The organism is Eubacterium sp. CAG:161, from assembly GCF_000432355.1.
GTDB lineage: Bacteria > Bacillota > Clostridia > Lachnospirales > Lachnospiraceae > Eubacterium_G > Eubacterium_G segne.
Window position 1 is genome coordinate 240,655 of the sequence record NZ_HF991872.1, and the last position, 16,184, is coordinate 256,838.

At 35.8% G+C, this 16,184-nt stretch carries 12 protein-coding genes and 1 other annotated feature; of the genes, 1 reads left to right on the forward strand and 11 read right to left on the reverse strand.

The genetic code is table 11. The features are described from left to right. Nucleotides 1-18 precede the first annotated feature (18 nt). From Q5O30_RS08945 to Q5O30_RS08990, 10 genes are all read right to left on the reverse strand, one after another. Nucleotides 19-732: a SigB/SigF/SigG family RNA polymerase sigma factor gene (locus Q5O30_RS08945; RefSeq protein WP_021953412.1), complete on the reverse strand. Its 714-nt coding sequence runs from the start codon at nt 730-732 to the stop codon at nt 19-21. Between the two features lie 2 nt (nt 733-734). Next, the gene (gene spoIIAB, locus Q5O30_RS08950) at nt 735-1,205 is read right to left on the reverse strand and encodes an anti-sigma F factor (RefSeq protein WP_021953413.1); all 471 of its coding nucleotides are present in this window, start codon (nt 1,203-1,205) and stop codon (nt 735-737) included. 9 nt (nt 1,206-1,214) lie between these two features. Then, a complete protein-coding gene (locus Q5O30_RS08955) occupies nt 1,215-1,544 on the reverse strand; it encodes an anti-sigma factor antagonist (RefSeq protein ID WP_021953414.1) in 330 nt (109 codons plus the stop codon). A gap of 228 nt (nt 1,545-1,772) precedes the next feature. Further along, entirely contained in the window at nt 1,773-3,254 is a 1,482-nt protein-coding gene (locus Q5O30_RS08960; protein ID WP_021953415.1) for a tetratricopeptide repeat protein, read from the reverse strand. 20 nt (nt 3,255-3,274) lie between these two features. Then, a complete protein-coding gene (locus Q5O30_RS08965) occupies nt 3,275-3,421 on the reverse strand; it encodes a hypothetical protein (protein ID WP_021953416.1) in 147 nt (48 codons plus the stop codon). Between the two features lie 10 nt (nt 3,422-3,431). Continuing rightward, nucleotides 3,432-6,071 carry a valine--tRNA ligase gene (locus Q5O30_RS08970; RefSeq protein ID WP_021953417.1) on the reverse strand — a complete coding sequence of 880 codons (2,640 nt, stop codon included), beginning with the start codon at nt 6,069-6,071 and terminating at the stop codon, nt 3,432-3,434. Between the two features lie 82 nt (nt 6,072-6,153). Further along, nucleotides 6,154-6,361, reverse strand: a binding site (T-box leader). A 57-nt stretch (nt 6,362-6,418) separates the two neighbouring features. Continuing rightward, the gene (locus Q5O30_RS08975; protein ID WP_021953418.1) at nt 6,419-7,198 is read right to left on the reverse strand and encodes a tetratricopeptide repeat protein; all 780 of its coding nucleotides are present in this window, start codon (nt 7,196-7,198) and stop codon (nt 6,419-6,421) included. A gap of 20 nt (nt 7,199-7,218) precedes the next feature. Next, entirely contained in the window at nt 7,219-8,457 is a 1,239-nt protein-coding gene (locus Q5O30_RS08980; RefSeq protein ID WP_021953419.1) for a DUF5716 family protein, read from the reverse strand. A 40-nt stretch (nt 8,458-8,497) separates the two neighbouring features. Next, nucleotides 8,498-12,034 (reverse strand): DUF5717 family protein, encoded by a 3,537-nt coding sequence (locus Q5O30_RS08985; protein ID WP_021953420.1) that lies wholly within the window; start codon nt 12,032-12,034, stop codon nt 8,498-8,500. After that, a complete protein-coding gene (locus Q5O30_RS08990; RefSeq protein ID WP_021953421.1) occupies nt 12,035-13,357 on the reverse strand; it encodes a replication-associated recombination protein A in 1,323 nt (440 codons plus the stop codon). It abuts the gene before it with no gap. A gap of 201 nt (nt 13,358-13,558) precedes the next feature. On the opposite strand from Q5O30_RS08990, the gene Q5O30_RS08995 reads away from it, so the two are divergent. Beyond that, complete coding sequence (locus Q5O30_RS08995; RefSeq protein WP_021953422.1) at nt 13,559-14,938, forward strand: citrate/2-methylcitrate synthase; 1,380 nt, start codon at nt 13,559-13,561, stop codon at nt 14,936-14,938. 128 nt (nt 14,939-15,066) lie between these two features. Here Q5O30_RS08995 and dnaJ read toward each other — a convergent pair. Next, nucleotides 15,067-16,184, reverse strand: a 1,118-nt coding sequence (gene dnaJ / locus Q5O30_RS09000; RefSeq protein ID WP_302674669.1) for a molecular chaperone DnaJ, incomplete at its 5' end; no start/stop codon positions are given.

The following is a 16,184-nucleotide window of genomic DNA, read 5'->3' on the forward strand; positions in this document are numbered from 1 at the left end:
ACACTATATTATTCTAATTTATCCAATTTGTTTTTTTAATTTTTCTAAAATTTTCTTTTCAGTTCTTGACACCTGAACCTGAGTCATTCCCACTATATTTGCAATTTCCGACTGGGTTTTATTTTGAAAATATCTTAAAATAATTATTTTTCTGTCTGTATCTTCTAGGGTCTCTAACAGCTGTTTTACCATTATGCGGTTAATAACCATTATCTCATGACTGCTTTCATCCTCTATTTTTTCCAATATTGTCTGCTTTTTATTATCCCCGGTATCGATTTCCTTATAAATAGATTCCACTTCTCTTGATGCATCTAATGCAGTTATTATTTCCTCACAGGTTAAATCACATACTTTAGACAATTCCTCCACCGTAGGTTCCCTGTTATTATCTTTTCTGAATTTTTCCGTTTCTAAATAAATTTTCAATTGATTTTCTTTTATGGTTCTGCTTATTTTAATAATGCCATCATCTCTTAAAAAGCGTCTGATTTCTCCTGCTATCAGTGGCACTGCATAGGTGGAAAATGCCACTTTAAAATTAACATCAAACCTGTCAATTGCCTTAAGCATTCCTATACAGCCTATTTGAAATAAATCCTCACTTTCATAGCCTCTGTTTAAAAATCTCCTGACAATGCTCCAGATAAGACCACTGTTTTCTAAAAGTACCTTGTCCCTTGCTGCTTTATCTCCCTTATGAGCCATTTCTATTAACGATAATACATCCATTATCAGATTTTTTCCTGCTTTGTTAATCTCTTTGTCATGGAAACCTTAGTACCACGACCTTTTTCTGACTCTACAATCAGTTCATCCATAAACATTTCCATAAACATAAATCCCATTCCGGAGCGTTCTAACTCCGGTTTAGTTGTAAACAACGGCTCTCTTGCTTTTTCTATGTTTTCAATTCCAACACCTTCATCTTTTATTTCAATTTTTATGGTTGTATCTGTTTCGTATGTACTATCATTTTTCTTTATTTTATTTGTAAGCATGTTGCACTTCATGTATACAGTTCCCGTTTTTTCCCCGTATCCGTGAATTATTGCATTAGTAACTGCCTCTGAAACAGCAGTTTTTATGTCATTTATTTCTTCGATTGTAGGGTCAACCTCCGTGAGAAAGGCAGCCACCACCATTCTTGCCAGACTTTCATTTTGTGACTTGGCATCAAACGTAATGCTCATATTATTCTCCATACTTTCCTCCTAATATCTGGATAAATCCGGTGTTATTGTTTTTTCAACAATTTTGTACAAACCTGAAATAGTTAATATTCTGTCAATAGAATTATTAATATTAGTAACAGTAACTTTACCGCCCCGGTTTTTAACTAACTTATACCGTCCCATAATAACCCCGATTCCTGAACTGTCCATAAATTTTGTTCTTTTAAAATTAAAAATAATGTTTTGAATTTTGTTTGAAATAATATACCAGTCCGACTGCTCTGTTATGATTTTTGCATTATGATGGTCTAATTCTTCCGGTAAATAAATCAACAGATTTCTTCCCCTTACTTCATATAAAACTTCCATTGTAATCCCCCTTAAATTTTTATAAACATGGCTCAATACCTGTTTTACCATAACCAATCGAGTAGGCTGACTCCTACCCGATTTTAGCTAGCGGACATCTCAAAGCATAGCTTTTCGATGTTCTTACGCCCGGCAAATAATATTTCGTGCGAGCACGATATTGCTTGCCGGGCTTTTGCTACAAAAAGAGAACCCTTTTAAGGTTCTCTTCTTTAGTATTTTTATATTTTATTCTGAACTTCCGCCGTCTCCGTTATTACCGCCATTGTCTCCGTTATCACCATTGTTGCCGTCATCGCCGCCATTGTCTGATAACATATTTCTTGCTCTATCTGCGTATTCTGAATCTCCAAAATCATCAACGATTTTCTTGAAATACTTATTGGAGTTAGTTGTATCTCCCTGCCTGTTATAGGCATAGGCTAAGTAATAAATCGCTTTAACGTTGTTTTTATTTGCCTCAATACACTTTGTAAACTGTGTTATTGCTGTTTCGTAATCTGCACTTTCGTAGGCGCTCATACCTGCATCAAAAGCTGAATTTTCCACTCTTGATGACAACTGATCACTTAATGACTTGTACACCGATGTAAATGAAGCTGATTCCATCTTCATTTTGCCATCAACCTTTTCTAATGACTTTGCACTATTGTCGTAATCCTTTGCTAAGTAATACTGTACTGCCTCTAAAAGATTACTGTAGTTTGTGCTTAAAGTATTTCCCGTGCCAGTATACTGGGCAAGACTCGTTTTAAGCTTGTCCCTTTCCTTCTTTATTGTATCCACCTGATCCTGCAATTCGGAAATTGTAGAATTTTTTATAGCAATCTTTTGATTATATTCAACCTTTGTGTCATTTACTTTATCAGAAATGCCTGCAATTCTTGCCGGAGTAACAATAAAGTAAACCAATGCTGCGCCAAGCAAGACACCTATTATTATGTGTAAAATACTTTGGGCACTGCTAATAGCCTCTTTAAAATTGTTTTGTGGAACAATAACATCATTTCCACTTAAGTAAGGTCTGTCAACCATTACACCTCTTAAGCTTCGTCTTCGCTCCATTCTCCTGTCAGGATCATTTTTCTTTTCATCCTCCATATACTCGTTAATTTCTCTTAAATAACGGATACTTAAAGGATTGCACTTGTCAATTTTAAGAGACTTCTTTATTGTTCTCTTTGCTCTCTCGTACTGACCGTTTTTGGTGTAAAGTAAAGCTAAAAGCTGATAGGCCTTTATCAGATTAGGATTCTGATTAAGGACTTTCTTAAGCTGAATTATAGCCATGTCGTCAGTTCCGCTCTTGGCATAATTAAGAGCTACATTGAACTTCTTTATAGTATGATTCAACTCATCTACTTTTCCCTTTTCCTGCTGTATAGCTACAAGATATCGGTCTGCCGGGTTGTTATCCGGCTGAATGTTGGTGCTCATAACCCATTCGGAAAATGCCTGAACTGTCTCTCCCATTTCAAAATACACAAGTCCTAAAAGATTTCTGGCATCAATATTACGTTTGTTTAACTTAACACAACGTCTTAAGGTATCTGCTGCTCCGGCTAAATCTCTGTTTCTTGCCTTTGTAAGACCCACGTTGTAATATGTGTTGGACAAACGCACAATTCTCTTGTAGACGCTTACATCCATACCACAGTGACTGCAATAATCACTGTTAGTAAGGACATTTCCACAATTATAGCATATCATCTGTTAAATCCATCCTTTGCTTATTTGTTCTCGCCCTTTAGTTCCTCAACCATCTGTATCATAACATCAGTAATATCTGATATATTGTTGTTATAGATGGCGTTTTCTGCCTCTTCTATTTCAAGGCTTGGATGAAATTTTTTGATTTCTTCTTCAAAATTAATCATATCCTTCTCCTTATTTTTCTAAATGGGAAAGCTGTCCCTTAACCTGTTCCATCATCTGTTCATATTTAGCCTTCTTTTCCTTCTCCTCATTTATTTTCTTTTCAGGAGCCTTACTTACAAAGTTAGGATTTGAAAGCATTCCGTTTACTCTTGCAAGTTCCTTGTTAAGGCGTTCAACTTCCTTATGAAGTCTCTCAATTTCCTTTGCAATGTCAACAAGTTCGGCAAATGGCATGTAAATAGTAGCCTTTGGAATAACTACTGATACAGCGTCATCCTCAATGCCTTCCTTATCACTTTGAATAATAACCTCACTGGCATATCCTAAGGTAGCAAAGAATACATTTCCCTTTTCAAAGATTTCACGTACAGTTGCATCATCAGATACAACAAATACTTTTGCCTTCTTGCTTGGTGCAACATTCATCTCTGAACGTATATTTCTGATAGAACGTACAGCTTCCTTAATAGTTTCAACTGATGCTTCTTCTTTTTCAAATGTGTTTTCTTCTGAATACTCAGGCCATGATGAAATCATAATGGACTCTTCATCATCCTGAATATTACAGAATATTTCCTCTGTAATAAATGGCATATATGGATGTAAAAGTTTTAATGAGTCAATTAATACTTTCTTAAGTGTCCATAATGCAGCCTGTTTTGTATCATCATTATCATTGTACAATCTAGGCTTAACCATTTCAATATACCAGTCACAAAATTCTTCCCAAATAAAGTTGTAAATTTTGTCAGCTGCTATACCAAGTTCAAATTTATCAAGATTTTCTGTCACATCTTTTGCCAAAGTGTTAACTTTTGATAAAATCCACTTATCTGCATCAGTTAAGTTTTCAGGTTTCTTACCTAAATCAATATTTTCTTTAGGAAGATTCATCTGGATAAATCTTGAAGCATTCCAAACCTTATTGGCAAAGTTTCTTGATGCCTCTACTCTTTCCCAATAGAATCTCATGTCGTTACCAGGTGCATTTCCCGTAATAAGGGTAAATCTTAATGCGTCAGCACCATATTTATCAATAACCTCCAATGGGTCAATACCGTTTCCTAAAGATTTTGACATTTTACGTCCCTGTGAATCTCTAACAAGTCCGTGTATCAAAACTGTATCAAAAGGTACCTCTCCTGTATGTTCAAGTCCTGAGAACATCATTCTCATTACCCAGAAAGGTATAATATCATATCCTGTTACTAATGTATTAGTAGGATAGAAGTAATCCATTTCTTCTGTTTTATCAGGCCAGCCCAGCGTACTAAATGGCCATAATGCTGATGAGAACCATGTATCAAGAGTATCCGGATCCTGTCTCATTTCCTTACCACACTTAGGACATACTGCATGGTCTTCCTTTGTTACAACCATTTCACCACAGTCATCACAGTAAAATGCAGGAATCTGGTGTCCCCACCATAACTGACGTGAAATACACCAGTCACGGATATTTTCAAGCCAATGGAAATATGTTTTATCAAAATATCCCGGTACAAACTTAGTGTCACCTTTTTTAACAGCTTCTATTGCAGGCTTTGCCAGCTCATCCATCTTTACAAACCACTGCTTTGAAACTCTTGGTTCAATAGTTGTATGACATCTGTAACATGTACCTACATTATGTTCATGGTCTTCAACCTTAACCAGATATCCTTCCTTGTCTAAATCTTCTACAATTGCCTTTCTTGCTTCATATCTGTCCATACCTGCGTACTTAGGATAATCATCAACAATCTTAGCATCGTCTGTTAAAACATTAATAACAGGTAAGTTGTGACGAAGTCCAACTTCAAAATCGTTAGGATCATGGGCAGGTGTAATTTTAACTACACCGGTACCAAAGTCAATACCTACATAGTCATCGGCAATAATAGGGATTTCTCTTCCAACTAAAGGAAGTGTAAGCATCTTTCCTATTAAATGTTTATATCTGTCATCATTTGAGTTTACTGCTACTGCTGTATCACCAAGTAATGTTTCAGGTCTTGTTGTAGCCAGCTGGATATATCCTGAACCATCTGTTAAAGGATATCTTAAGTGCCAGAATTTACCTGCCTGGTCTTCATATTCTACCTCTGCATCTGAAATAGATGTAAGGCAATGAGGGCACCAGTTAATAATTCTTTCACCCTTGTAAATCTGCTTTTTGTTATATAAATTAACAAAAACTTCCTTTACCGCCTTTGAACAGCCTTCATCCATGGTAAATCTTTCTCTGTCCCAGTCACAGGATGAACCAATCTTTTTAAGCTGTGAAACAATACGTCCGCCGTACTGCTTTTTCCACGCCCATGCTCTGTCTAAGAATGCGTCTCTCCCAATATCTTCCTTGGTAATGCCTTCTTCACGCATTTTTTCTACAATCTTAGCTTCTGTGGCAATTGATGCATGATCAGTTCCCGGAAGCCATAAGGCTTCATAGCCCTGCATTCTCTTAAATCTAATCAAAATATCCTGCATTGTATTATCAAGGGCATGTCCCATATGAAGCTGTCCTGTAATATTTGGAGGCGGCATAACAATAGTAAACGGTTTTCTGCTTCTGTCTACTTCTGCATGGAAATATTTCTTTTCCTGCCACTTTTCATAAAGTCTGTCTTCAATCTCTGCGGGATTGTAATTCTTTTCAAATTCCTTCATTGTTTTCTCCTATTCTGTAAGATTATGAAAAGAAAAAGAGCAGCCATGCCACTCTTTTCTTTTGTATAGTAACCGGTAGCACACAAAGGGCGAATATATCGCGGTACCACCTTTCTTTATCACTTATCTTATCCTGTAACGGGGATGAAACGTCTGCGGCTAATTGGATAATCCATTTTTTACCACGGCTGCTTAGAAACTACCTTCACAAATACCTTCCTAAGAGGCTTCCACCATCCCTCTTTCTCTATAAGGGGTTATCTGCTACTCCTTTTCCTCAACGCATTTAAACATATAGTCAATGATAAATATTTTATTTATGTTTGTCAACATCTAATATCAGCAAATTAACTGTTTATTTCCACAATATATTCTTTTCTGCACTGAGTTACAAACATATCCTCATTTTCTTTTTTCCACTCTGACTGTATATGCACTTTTCTCTTTATAAGTTCTGCCCTAAGTCTGTTAATAACCGTATCGCTTACCTTATATTTTTCCTTATCTATGTTAAGTCTCTTTTCATTATCACTTAACAAATCACATAGCAAAACCGACTCTAAGGACTCGTTGGACTTATTTAACCTGTATGCACATCTAAAGGCTGCTGCTCCATGTTCATATTCAAACAATCTTGCATATGCTACACCTAAATTGTTGTAAACATCTCCGTAAAATCTTTCCGGAAGTTCTGTGTTTATAGCCTTGTTAAGAATACTGTTATAGTAGTTAATTGCCATGTTATATTTGTCTGTATCCATAAGTATGTCCGCCTTCGCCTTTATTCGTTCAGCTGTTGTTTTTGAACAAAGGGCAACTAAATGATTTTCCAGTTTTTCTGCTTCTCTTTCAGAATAATATCCGGAATTTTTAATAACAAAGGCAATTTTTTCTCCCAGTTCGCCTTTCTTTGCTATTATCTGCTTTAACCCGGAAGCAATGGTTGTCTGCTTTAGTTCATTTTCAATATAATCAATTAATGTATCACTGAAAAAGGTATCATCTATTAAATACAGATAATTGTACAAATAATAACTTAACTCCTCAATTGAATATATGTTTTTGTTGACTTCCTTAATATAGTATGGTTTCTCTGTATGTATCGTACACAAAGTAATATAATTCATGACGTCTCCTCTTAAAAGTTCTATAAAGTAATTTCTTTTTTAACTGACATTCCTGAGGATTTAAAGAATTCTCCAAATCCTAAATCCTTTATTTCTATTTCAAAGGAATTTTCAGAAAGATATCTGAAATTTATTTCAAGTCTTGTGGTATTTGGCGGTCTCTTAGGAAAATCCTTTAAATCAATTTTGAAACTTTCATTGGCATGATTCATAATGTCCTGAATTTCAAAGGAAGCCTCCGTAGGTTTTTCCATTATACACTCAGCCTTTGATTTTGCCTGGTGCCAATACTCTCCAATGTTTGAAAGGGTAATGTAACTATCATGTTCCTTATATTTAACAGCCATAACAATTTTAACTCTCGTACGTCCCTTACAGGAAATAAGATATTTATCAAGAACCGGTACATAGAAAAATTCTCTTGCGCCATAGGCTGCCCCTTTTACTATAAGGTTACTACCTTTAAAAACCCTTCTGTTTCTGCACAAAACAGATAAGGTTTTCTGCCATCCGTCTACATAAAATCCTTCTCCTGAAAGAAAAACTCCTGACACAACATGTTTTTTAAGCTGTTCCTCCAAAAATTCAGAAAGCATTTCATCAGCTCCAAGAGGCTCTCTTGTAACTAAATCCATAGTGAATAAATTGCTTAAATCCGTCATTCTTACATCTGCCACATGAGGCTGTCTTCCTTTTATAACATTTAATCTTCTACATGAAAACTCATGTTTATCCAGCTGCAAAAACAAAACATTATTTATCCATATATCCTTATTCTGATTTAAAACATAGTATACAAAGCTTTCTGAGTGACTTATTACCTTTATGTCTTTTTCATTGTATCCCAACTCAGTAAATACCTCCAGCAGTCCCTTTATAACCTGAGGATTTACCTGATTTACAGTTACAAGAATATTTTTTATTAAACGTCCGTTGCTGTAATTAACCGCTAATTTAATTAGATATGACATAAATGTGGAAACTGCTTTTTTTGCCTCATCAGCATCATTTTCACTGTCTTCGTTGAATATTTCCGGAAGATTTTTGTAAACTTCGCTTTTTTCAAGTCTTCCTTTATTAACTGCCTCATCGCCTGCTGACCATTCATTCAATTCACTGTTGTAGCATACAACGGCGGGAATCATATAATTATCCTCTGTTCCCACACTTACGGACTGGGGATTTCCATCATTATCCAAATATGCTATCTGTGCATAGTCCATAGAAAAATCTATTCCTAAAATCATTCCTTTTCCCAAAGCCTTGTCCTCCTAGTACCAGCTTAATTTCCGATGTAATTTATAAAAGCTTAAAGATTTCTTTGCCTGCTTCCTTACAAAGAGCATATGACTGCATTATCTCCCTTGCCGCATCCTCTCTTCCTAAAGCCCTGCAAATCATCATTCCATTTATCATTCCAAAACGTGACTCATCGTTGTAAATATTTTTTTCTGTTATTCTTACGGAATAATTATCCACTACCTTTCCATCAGGGTCTTCATCTGAATACTCCTTAATGCTGTAGTCAATTTCTTCACCATAAAACATAATTATTTCCTTAGTAAATATTCCCTGATAAATGCTTCCCATTTCTTCCGTAACTTTCTTTGTACGTCCCTCAGGAGTCTTTATGCTATAGGTAATATCTACCCTGTGTTTTGGATTTGTTCTAAAATCAATTATGGTTTTGTCCACAAGATTAAATGGTATCTTAAACCACTTATTAAACTTCTTATAAAACTCAAAATTAATATTATTCTTTGCCAATGTTTCTATTAGTGACTGAAGAATCTTAATCTGTCTTTCAGTGAGGCTTGTTTTTTTAGACATAGCCTCCACAAAAGCAATACTACATATAACCGGTGTGTTTAATCCGTTGTCATATTCCTGCTCAAGAATTTCCCACACCACATCCGGACATTGCACCTTCTTAATAAAGTAGTTGTATGTCACATATGTGTAAAATGCCTTTCTTATAACTGTAGATGTTGCTTCTTCTAAATAAGACATATAAATATCATATATTTTGTTTTCTGTATTTCCTTCAAAAATATACTGCACCAAGAGACGTTCAGCTATTGTATTATCCTTTATGCCTTTTGCTTTAATGGCAAGGTACAACTGGTAAAGTTCAAGACTTCCTGCCTCATAGTATTTTCCAAGGAACCTTAATACTCCCTCATCCCTGCATCCGTTTCTAAATGCACTGGCACACATTTCTTCCACATAGTCATTTGGGTCACATTCAGGATTTGCCACTAACTCTATGCATACCTTTTCTAACAGGGAATTGCTTATTCCCTTATAACCATACTTTGCCATATACGGATAAATCATTTCCATAAAGTTCTTTTCAATCATAACTTCCATTACTTTATTTCGTGATTTAACATCCAGTGAAGCCATATCAATTTGAAGAAGATAAATATCCAAATCTCCTTTATCGTAGCCCTTATAATAATAATCCACAATAAACTCAATCAGTCTTTGCCTAAATTCCTCAGTAAGTCCCGGTGCACCCACCATTGCCTTTAATTCAATAAGCTTTCCCGGATTGTCTGCAGGATTTCTCATGATTTTTTCAATGTCACATAATTCTGTTAAAAGATTGCTTCCCACCTTTGAAACCGGTGCCGTTATTTCCATTTTTGAGATTTCATATTCCACATCTGAAATAATTCTTCCCCTTTTGTCCATAAATACAATAACCGGATTATCTGTATATAACTGAACATACGCCATTCCGTCTATAAAGGACACTGTCTGGAAATCTTTTATTTCTTTATGATTTACAATAACATGCTTTATTTTCCTGTTATTAACCCTGATACAATAAGTATGGAGAACCTTAGCCATATTATCACCTAAGTTTCCCACAATAAAATCATCATTTAAAATTCTGTTGTATATAACTCTTAAATGACGGTTGTTATTGCCCTTCATAAGCTCTTCTGTTACATATTTTTCCAAATCATTGTAGCATTTAGTATAAATTTCATCTGTGTCACTGAAATTAGTTACAAGATTTGCGTAAAAATAATCTCTGTTATACATTAAAGTATCAGTGCCATATGAAAAATACTTATATGCTGATTTTTCCAGCATATTGTAATTATCCACATCTATTGTGTATATATAATACTCGTAAAGATTAGTGATTTTTAATTCTTTTTTTACACCTTCACTTATCCACTTAGAGTATTCCTTGTTAGCTCTGTTTCCATTAATAATTGCACCACAAATACAGTAAAGTACATCTGTACTTTCAGTTTCCTCATATAACCTGCTTAAGATATTAATGTAGTTTTCGTTAAATTCCCTTTCCCTGCCAATAATATCTGCTGCCTGTTTTGCCAACTCTATTCCAACCATATGATGCTTGCCGGCAAAATTTAAAATCTGGATTTCAAATTTGTTAAGCATTCTAAAAAGTTCCGGCTGCTCATTAATAACCTTTGCTGCCTCATAATACATAATAGGGCTGTGACAGCCGTTATTAAACATTCTCTTTACTAATGTATATTTAAGGCTTGGATTTTCATCATACCTGTCATCCATGTAAAACAGCATCCATAAAAGCTGCCATTTGTCGTATCCGCCTTCAAAATAACCTTTTATTTCTTCCTTAACTTCATATGTGTAGGAAGCATCATTTTTATATATAGATTTTAAATATAAATAATAGCAATAATAAATTACAGACTTTTCATCTTTAATGGAAACAAGATTAGATGCCCTGTTTAAATATTCTAATGCCATTTCGTCATCATTATTAGTTATTCCCACCTGAGCCTTTGCCAAAACTCCAACAATGTCATTTTTATTAGCTATTAATCTTTCCTCAGCAAGATTTAAAAGATTACTTTTCCATTTTTTACCATCTATAACCCCGGTACGGAAATCCAGATAGTTTTTTACCATATTGATGGTACTTTTTTTGTTTTTAAGGTACTCATCAATACTGTCTTTCTGATTTACAATAACCACATCATACACCAGTTTTTCGTTAGAGCTTCTTAAAATAATTCTTCCGCAATTACTTCCTCCGTGAAGTCTTCCTGCATTAATGAGATACTGATATTCAGCAATTTTTCCGTTAAATTCATCTCCGGAAATTTTGTCCTTACAGCCATAGAAGAAGTCTCCCTGAACTTCCACGTCTATGTCCACGTAGCCCCAGCCGCTTCTTGAAATATTTAACACATCGCCATAGTTTTCTTTTATATCCGTATACTCTTTTATGGTATTAGAAATACTTATTTTCACTTTGTCCTTTAGTTTCATTCCTACTAAAAATTCCTCAAGAGCAATGTTTCTGTTAGTATTTCTCATTACCTGATTATACAAAGTAAGGGCATGGTCATCTTTTTTAAGGAAATATGTTTTAAATTCCTTTGATAAAAACAGCAAAAGTGCCTCATCATAGCTCACTCTTACAAGTTTCACAAAGTCCGTAAGAGCTGTGATTTCACCTATGGAAGATGTTATAACCTGCTTTTTCACTGTTATGCCAAAAGGAATGGCATAGTCCCCAGCAGTGGTTATTACACTAATGGTTCCGCTTATTACCTGTCCCTCATACATATTTTTAGAGGATACAACATATTTAACCTTATTGTTAATCCCATTAAACTGGTTGTTCTCAAATTCAATGTGATTGTCAGTGGAAAAAACAATACCTTTAACGCTCATTCCGTGCTTACCATTAATGGCAATCTCTCCGTATGTGCTTTCCCCCTGCTCTAATTCCACTGCTATTCTATTTTCAGATATTTCCGCATCCGGTGTTTCATACACCGCATTTCCTGATGCCAGTTTATCTATTAATGCCTTCAATTAATCAATACCTCTTATCTTTTTAAAATATTCTTTAACTTCTGCTTCATATCCTAAATCTCCCGGATTGTAAAACTTTGAACCTACCAGTTCATCCGGAAGATACTGCTGATTAACATAATGGTTAGGATAATCGTGTGCATATTTATATCCTATACCATGTCCCAGTGCCGCTGAACCTTTATAATGTGCGTCCATTAAATGCACCGGCACCTTACTGGTTACTGTATTTTTCACTGTATCCATTGCCTTAAATATGGCATTGTAGGCTGAATTGCTCTTCGGTGAAGAAGCAACATATATTACCGCTTCTGACAAAATAATCTGTGCCTCCGGCATTCCCACCTGATGTACCGACTGTGCTGCCGCCGTGGCTACAACTAATGCCTGTGGATTTGCCATTCCCACATCCTCTGCTGCACAAATCATTATTCTTCTCGCTATGAAGTCAACGCTTTCTCCTGCATACAGCATTCTGGCTAAATAATACACTGCCGCATCCGGGTCTGAGCCACGCATGCTTTTTATAAATGCAGATATTGTATCATAATGGTTGTCCCCTGACTTGTCATATCTTAATGCTCTTTTTTGTATACACTGCTCTGCCACATCTAGTGTTATATGTATCTTTCCATCTTGGCTTTTATCAGTGGTAAGGATACCTAATTCAACTGCATTTAGTGCTGTTCTTGCATCACCGTTAGATATTTCCGCCAAAAACCGTGCTGCATCTTTATCAATAACTCCGTTGTAAATTCCCATTCCATTTTCTTTATCTTCAACGGCTCTATATATTAACTTTTCAATATTTTCCGTGGACAAAGGTTTTAATTCAAATATAATTGAACGGGATATTAAAGCTGAATTTACCTCAAAATAAGGATTTTCAGTAGTAGCTCCTATAAGGATTATTGTTCCATCCTCCACGAAAGGTAAAAGATAGTCCTGCTGTCCCTTGTTAAATCTATGAATCTCATCTATAAACAAAATAGTCTTTTTGCCACTCATTGCCATGTTCTGTTTGGCAGTTTCCACTACCTCTTCCATGTCCTTTTTTCCTGCCACTGTAGCATTTAACTGTTTAAATTCAGCACTGGTAGTATTAGCAATAACCTTGGCAAGAGTTGTTTTCCCTGTTCCCGGAGGGCCATAAAAAATAACCGAACTGATTTTATCTGCCTTTATTGCTCTATATAGAAGTTTTCCCTCGCCTATAATATGCTCCTGTCCTACAACCTGCTCTAGTGTTTTCGGACGCAGCCTGCTGGCTAAGGGTGACTCTTTTTCACTATTTATATTTCTTGCATAATCAAATATGTCCATATCAAACCTCTATGGTAAATATAATAAATATGCTATTAGCCATTTGGGTTTATTGTATCACAAAACCCGGTATTGAGGAAGTGTCTTATTGTTTTTCCTTAAGTTGAGTTTATTCTATTTTTATGTTAAAATAGATTGTCATATTGTGTTTTTTTATGACAATTACTTAATTTTAATTTTAAAAAAAGGAGGGAAAATATATTGCTATTAAATGAAAATTCATTTGAGACTGAAGATAAGCTTACGGCACAAATTGAAAGGTACGCTGACCGTTGCGTAAACAATTCCTGCATAGATCCAAGTCTCTATGATGTATATAACGTTAAAAGAGGTTTACGTGAAAAAGGTGGAAAAGGTGTTCTTACCGGTCTTACTGAAATAGGTGATGTTCATTCATTTGAGGTGGTTGACGGTGTTACGGTTCCATGCGAGGGACAGCTGTTCTACCGTGGAATGAATATAGAAGATATTGTTAATGGATTTATTGCTGAGGACAGATTCGGATTTGAGGAAGTAACTTACCTGTTATTATTTGGCGAACTACCTAATGCAAAACGCCTTGAAAATTTCAATAATGTTCTTGCTTCATTTTGTAATCTTCCTTCATCCTTTGTAAGAGACATTGTTATGAAGGCTACAAGCAAGGATATGATGAATCTTTTGGCACGATGTGTATTGTCCCTGTATTCATGGGACGATAACCCTGATGATACTTCCATTCCAAACGTTTTACGTCAGAGTTTAAGTCTTATAGCAAGAGTTCCTCTTATTTCAGTATATGGATATCAGTCAATGAGGCATTATCACTATCATGATAATCTTCACATTATAAATCCTGACCCTAAGCTATCAACAGCTGAAAATATCTTAAGACTTTTAAGACCCGACAGCTCCTATACCAATTTGGAAGCTAAAATTTTGGATTTGGCACTTGTTCTTCATGCAGAACATGGCGGTGGTAATAACTCAACCTTTACTAACCATGTTGTATCTTCATCAGGAACAGATACATACTCAGCAATTGCCGCCTCTCTTTGTTCCTTAAAGGGTCCAAGACACGGTGGTGCTAATGTTAAGGTTAAGAAAATGTTTGATAACATGAAAGAAACTGTTAATGACTGGAACGACGATGATGAGGTTAAAAATTATCTTAAGGGTATCTTAGATAAACGTCTCTTTGACCAGTCAGGATTAATATATGGTATTGGTCATGCTGTTTATGCCATATCAGACCCAAGAGCCAAACTTTTGAAGAGTTTCACAAAAAAACTTGCCGAAGAAAAGAATCTTATGGACGAGTATCATCTTTATGAAAATGTTGAACGTCTTGCCCCTGAGGTTATTTCAAAGGCTCACAACAGAAAGAAAAGTGTTAGTGCCAACGTAGATTTCTACAGTGGATTTGTATATTCGATGTTAGGTTTACCTGATGAATTATATACCCCAATGTTTGCCGCCGCCAGAATGGCAGGTTGGAGTGCACACCGTATTGAAGAAATCATTAATGCCGGAAAGATTATCCGTCCGGCTTACAAGAACGTGGCAAAACCTACGGCATATGTACCACTTAACAAGCGATAAACAAAATATGACTTTAAATAATATACATTTTTAAATAAAATAAAGGCAGTTAGTTTAAACAAATTGTTCATTCTAACTGCCTCTATTCTTTCAGATTTAATTTTCAGCAAATTTGAATTTCTCTATTTTTAAAAGAATTTCTTCTTTCTCTTCTTCTCAGTTCCTCCCGGTTTTGCATCGTCAAACTCATGAAGTGTATTGCCTGAGATTTCATCAAATTTCTTAAGAAGCTCTTTTTGTTCTGAATTTAAGTGAGTAGGAACGTCAACCACAAGAGTTGAATACTGGTCTCCCTTTGTATTCTGATTGTGTACATTGCAAACGCCCTTTCCCTTAAGTCTGATACGTGTTCCTGTTTGTGTACCCGGCTTAATGTTAAATTTAACATCACCATCTATGGTTTTGACACGAATATCTCCACCTAATGCTGCCTGTGCATATGATATACGGGTATTGTTATACAAATTCATACCATCACGCTCAAAGTTTGCACTTGGAGATACACGAACATCAACTAACAAATCACCTCTTGGGCCACCGTTTGTACCCGGTTCCCCTTCACCTGTTTTACGGATTCTCTGCATATCATCAATACCTGCAGGAATATCAATAGTAACTTTCTTCTTCGTCTGTTTATATCCATTGCCATAGCAATCAGGACATTTTTCCTTGATAATTTTACCTGTTCCGCGACAATCAGGACATACCTGAGTACTTTGCATCATACCAAACATAGTCTGCTGACGTGAAACATACTGACCCTGACCATTACATTTAGGACACTTTTCAGGAGAAGTTCCAGGCTTTGCACCTGTTCCGTTACAGGTTTTACATATTTCCTTGTAATTAATTGTAACTTCCTTCTTGCATCCAAATACAGCCTCTTCAAAAGTAATTCGGATACCACATCTCACATCGGCTCCACGCATTGGACCGTTATTGCTTCTTGAACGTCCACGGCTTCCACCTCCGAAAATATCACCAAAGATATCACCGAATCCACCGAAAATATCACCGAAATCCATATTGTTAAAGTCAAAGCCACCTGCTCCGCCACTGCCATCAAAAGCCGCATGACCAAACTGGTCGTACTGCTTTCTCTTTTCATCATCAGATAACACCGCATATGCTTCTGATGCTTCCTTGAACTTTGCAGCTGCCTCTTCATTTCCCGGATTTGCATCAGGGTGATACTTTTTTGCCAGAGTTCTATATGCTTTTTTTATTGTGGCTGCATCAGCGTTCT